Here is a 5,191-nt window from a genome sequence, read left to right as displayed (position 1 = left end):
ATAGCCACAAGAAAAGACAGAACGCACACACACACACCACCACCACAACCCCCCCCCCCCCCCCCCCCCCCCCCCCCCCCCCCCCCCCCCCCCCCCCCCCCCCCCCCGCCGTGCGGCCGGAGGCGGTGGGCGTCGCCGCTCATCGCCTCCGGTGGGGTCGTCGGCCGGGAGGACCGACTCAGCGCTCGGCGTCGCCGTTGATGAACCGCTCGACGTTCTCGCGGGCCTCGTCGTCGAAGTACTGCACGGGAGGGCTCTTCATGAAGTAGCTGCTGGCCGAGAGGATCGGGCCGCCGATGCCGCGGTCCTTGGCGATCTTCGCGGCGCGGACGGCGTCGATGATGACGCCGGCCGAGTTCGGGGAGTCCCACACCTCGAGCTTGTACTCGAGGTTCAGCGGGACGTCGCCGAACGCGCGGCCTTCGAGGCGCACGTACGCCCACTTGCGGTCGTCCAGCCAGGCCACATAGTCCGAGGGGCCGATGTGGACGTTGTCCGCACCGAGCTCGCGGTCGCGGATCTGCGAGGTGACGGCCTGCGTCTTGGAGATCTTCTTGGACTCCAGCCGCTCCCGCTCCAGCATGTTCTTGAAGTCCATGTTGCCGCCGACGTTGAGCTGCATCGTGCGGTCCAGGATGACGCCCCGGTCCTCGAAGAGCTTCGCCATCACGCGGTGCGTGATGGTGGCGCCCACCTGGGACTTGATGTCGTCGCCGACGATCGGGACACCGGCCTCGGTGAACTTGTCCGCCCACTCCTTGGTGCCGGCGATGAAGACCGGGAGGGCGTTGACGAAGGCGACCTTGGCGTCGATGGCGCACTGGGCGTAGAACTTCGCCGCGACCTCGGAGCCGACGGGCAGGTAGCAGACGAGGACGTCGACCTGCTGGTCCTTGAGGACCTGGACGATGTCGACCGGGGCGTCCGCGGACTCCTCGATCGTCTCGCGGTAGTACTTGCCCAGACCGTCGTGGGTGTGGCCGCGCTGGACGGTCACACCCGTGTGCGGCACGTCCGCGATCTTGATGGTGTTGTTCTCGCTGGCGCCGATGGCGTCCGCGAGGTCGAGGCCGACCTTCTTCGCGTCGACGTCGAAGGCGGCGACGAACTCGACGTCGCTGACGTGGTAATCGCCGAACTGGACGTGCATCAGGCCGGGCACCTTGCCGGCCGGATCGGCGTCCTTGTAGTACTCGACGCCCTGCACCAGCGAGGCGGCGCAGTTGCCCACGCCTACGATGGCTACGCGAACCGAACCCATTCCGGTTGCTCCCTGTGTGATCGGTGTTTCCGATGAAGTCCCCGCGGAGTGCGACGACTTCACTTGGCGGTGTCGTCGGACGGGTCCGGCGGGGTGTCGTCCCGGCGCCGGGGCAGGCCGCCCGTCTCTCCTGGTGTGTCCTGACGAGCGGAGCCCTCGGGCGCGGACCGTCGCCGGTCCCGTCCCGACCGCTCGCTCTCGATGAGCTCGTTCAGCCAGCGCACTTCGCGCTCCACGGACTCCATGCCGTGCCGCTGCAGCTCAAGTGTGTAGTCGTCGAGTCGTTCCCGCGTGCGTGCGAGGGAGGCGCGCATCTTCTCCAGGCGCTCCTCCAGCCGGCTGCGCCTGCCCTCCAGGACCCGCATCCGCACTTCTCGTTCGGTCTGGCCGAAGAAGGCGAAGCGCGCCGCGAAGTGCTCGTCCTCCCAGGCGTCCGGACCGGTGTGCGAGAGCAGCTCCTCGAAGTGCTCCTTCCCTGCCGCCGTCAACCGGTAGACGATCTTCGCCCGGCGTCCGGTGAGGGAGGAGGCGGGCGTCGATTCCACCGGCGGGCCGGCCGGCTCCTCGATCAACCAGCCGTTGGCGACCAGCGTCTTGAGGCAGGGGTAGAGGGTCCCGTAGCTGAACGCACGGAAGATCCCCAACGAGGTGTTGAGGCGTTTGCGCAGCTCATAGCCGTGCATCGGGGACTCACGGAGCAGGCCGAGGACGGCGAACTCCAGGATGCCGGAGCGTCGGCTCACTGTCGCCTCCTTCTTCTCCCGCTGCTCTTGCGAGTCCGGTCCGCCGGGCCCACGGAGGTGCTTATGCCGTGCTGATGTATCGACTCGATACATCAGCACGATAGATCGGTCCTTCCGGTTCGACAAGGGTGACCTTCGTGAACGGCGTCACATCGGTAATTCGCCGCGTTCGACTTGCCTGGTTTGGGGTGAAGTTCGGCGCTAGGTGGGTTTTGACCGTGCGTAGTCTGTGCGCCATGCAGACCACCGGGAACCGCGAGGCGCCATCACGCGTCAGTCATCGCGGACGACCGGGTGTTCTGCGGATGAGCCTTCCGCTGCGGCTCGTCCGTCATTCGGGGGGACCGGATCTCAACTGCCGCTTCCAGGCGCTCTCGCCTGCCCTAGGAGTAGTCGTTCCATGAGCGAGCACCGTCGCAAATCGCCTCAGCCACAGGGTGGCGGGCGGGCCGCGGCCAGAAGAGCCGCCCAGCAGTCGACCGGACGCCGGGCGGTCCCGTCACGCAGGGCAACGTCCGCGTCACCTTCCGGGGCGGACGGTGAGGAACGCCCGTACAGCAGCCGTGCCGAAGCCCGCCGTGCGGCGCAGCGGGGCGGCAGGCGCAGGGGGCGGGACACCGGGGGGCCCGGCAAGAAGCGCCTGGTCGACTACCCGCGCCACGGCCGGTACGGATTCCGCCGCTGGATCCCCTCGTGGAAGCTGGTGTCGGGCGTCGGGCTCGGCTTCTTCGCGCTGCTCATGATCGTGGGGGGCATCTCGTACGCCCTGGTGACCAAGCCGAACATCAACGAGGCGGCTCAGGCGCAGAACAACGTCTACCTGTGGGCCGACGGCTCGCAGATGGTGGCGACCGGTGGGGTGGTGAACCGCCAGGAGATCAAGTTCGCGCAGATCCCGGTGGCGATGCGCAACGCCGTGATCTCGGCCGAGAACAAGAGCTTCGAGACGGACCGCGGCATCGACCCGGTGGGCATCGGCCGTGCGCTGTTCAACATGGCGACCGGCGGTGAGACCCAGGGCGGGTCGACGATCACCCAGCAGTACGTCAAGAACTCCCGGCTCTCGCAGGACCAGACGCTGACCCGGAAGTTCAAGGAGCTCTTCATCACGCTCAAGGTCGGCGGCGAGATGAAGAAGGACGAGGTGATGGCGGGTTACCTCAACGTCTCGTACTACGGGCGCGGGGCGTCCGGGCTGCAGGCGGCGGCGCGTACGTACTACGGCAAGGACGCCACCGAGCTGGACCCCAGCGAGTGCGCGTTCCTCGCCACACTGCTCAAGGGCGCGAGCTACTACGACCCGGCCGGCGCCCCCGAGATCGACCCCAAGAACGCCACCCGTGAGAAGAACACCAAGCGGGCCAAGGCGCGTTGGAAGTGGATCCTCGACGAGCAGGTCAAGGACAAGCGGATGACGGCGGAGGAGCGGGCCAAGTACACCGAGTTCCCCATGCCCCATCCGCCGAAGACGGACGCCAAGCTGGGCGGTCAGACCGGTTACCTGGTGGACCTCGCCAAGAAGTACTTCCTCGCCAACAACGACAAGGGCATCGACGCCGAGGATCTCGAACTGGGCGGGTTCGAGATCAGGACGACCTTCCGGGAAGCCCAGGTGAAGCAGCTCTCCGCGGCGGTGGACAAGGTCTACAAGGCCAAGATCCGCCCCGAGGAGCGGCCCAAGACGGACACGCACGTCGAGTTCGGCGGCGCCTCGGTGGACGCGAAGACCGGGGCCATCATCGCCACGTACGGCGGCCAGGACGCGACCACGCACTTCACGAACAACGCGGACGCGACCGGCGCCCAGGTCGGTTCGACGTTCAAGCCCTTCGTGCTGGCCGCGGCGATGGAGTACGGCGTGCGCGACCCGAACCTCGGGCCGCAGCAGTCCAACTCCCAGCGCACCCAGGTCTCCCCGGAGAGCATCTACAACGGCGACAACAAGCTCCGCATCAGGGACTACACCGGCAAGGTCTGGAAGGACGAGAACGACAACGAGTGGCTCCAGACGAACGACGGCGCCGCCGACTACGGAGACATCGACCTGCGGTACGCCATGGAGCAGTCCGCCAACTCCCCGTTCGTGCAGCTCGGCATGGACGTCGGGACGGACAAGGTCAAGGATGTCGCCGTGAAGGCCGGGCTGAAGGACGACGCCTTCATGGCCAACTCCACCGTGCCGTCGTTCTCCATCGGCACCTCCTCGCCCAGCGCCATCCGCATGGCGGGCGCCTACGCCACCTTCGCCACGAGCGGCCAGCAGAACGACACGTACTCGGTGACCGAGGTCAAGCGGGAAGGCGAGGTCGTCTTCCGGCATGAGAGGAAGCCCGAGCGCGCCTTCAGCCCGGCCATCGCCGACAACGTCACGGACGTGCTGAAGAACGTCGTGGAGAAGGGGACCGGCAAGCCCGCCCGGCTCGACGGCCGGCAGGCCGCGGGCAAGACCGGTACCACGGACGGCAACCGGTCCGCCTGGTTCGTCGGCTACACCCCGCAGATCTCGACGGCGATCAGCATGTTCCGGCTCGACGACGACGAGAAGAACACCAAGCGCGAGTTCGAGATGATGTTCGGCACCGGTGGCGAGAAGAAGATCCACGGAAACTCGTTCCCGGCCTCCATCTGGCACGACTACATGACGGTGGCGATGAAGGGCATGAAGGCCGTCCCCTTCCCGAAGCCGCAGGATCTCGGCGAGGCCGTGTGGGGCGGCGGTGCGGTCAGCCCCAGCCCGACGCCCAGCCCCACCCCGGTGGAGGAGCCGTCCGAGGAGACGTCCCCGACGCCGACGCCGACCACCGCGAGCCCCACCACCCCGACGCCGACTCCCACGCCGACGCCGACGCCGACCAAGACCTGCGGCGTCATCGACTGGGAGTGCCAGAGCGCCGACGGCGGTGCGAACGCCGGCGGTGACGGCGGCGCCGACAACGGCGGAGGCGACAACGGCGGAGGCGACGGCGGCCAGGACGGTGGCGCGGGCGACGACGGCGGCGGCGGGCCCGGCGGGCCGAGCGGCAACCCCGGAGGCGGCAACTCCATCTGGGGCTCCGGCTGACGGCCGCCCCCGGCCCGTGACGGGCAGCTCCACCACCGCGGGGGGGGGGGGGGGGGGGGGGGGGGGGGGGGGGGGGGGGGGGGGGGGGGGGGGGGGGGGGGGGGGGGGGTGGTAGGGCGGGGTGGT

The 5,191-nt window shown here is 68.7% G+C and carries 3 protein-coding genes; 1 reads left to right on the top strand and 2 read right to left on the bottom strand.

The window, feature by feature from the left end:
• Window positions 1-178 precede the first annotated feature (178 nt).
• Both ACZ6EJ_RS03545 and ACZ6EJ_RS03540 read right to left on the bottom strand, forming a co-directional pair.
• Window positions 179-1,261, bottom strand: coding sequence for an inositol-3-phosphate synthase (locus tag ACZ6EJ_RS03545; RefSeq protein ID WP_469264242.1), 1,083 nt, complete (start codon window positions 1,259-1,261; stop codon window positions 179-181).
• Window positions 1,262-1,320: 59 nt separating this feature from the next.
• Window positions 1,321-2,004: a PadR family transcriptional regulator gene (locus ACZ6EJ_RS03540; protein WP_469264240.1), complete on the bottom strand. Its 684-nt coding sequence runs from the start codon at window positions 2,002-2,004 to the stop codon at window positions 1,321-1,323.
• 400 nt (window positions 2,005-2,404) lie between these two features.
• On the opposite strand from ACZ6EJ_RS03540, the gene ACZ6EJ_RS03535 reads away from it, so the two are divergent.
• The gene (locus tag ACZ6EJ_RS03535) at window positions 2,405-5,065 is read left to right on the top strand and encodes a transglycosylase domain-containing protein (RefSeq protein WP_469264239.1); all 2,661 of its coding nucleotides are present in this window, start codon (window positions 2,405-2,407) and stop codon (window positions 5,063-5,065) included.
• Window positions 5,066-5,191 lie beyond the last annotated feature (126 nt).

The sequence above is a fragment of the Streptomyces sp. NPDC041970 genome, assembly GCF_055588985.1.
The sequence above is the reverse complement of the archived record's forward strand: the minus strand, read 5'-3'. Positions and strand labels throughout refer to the sequence as shown.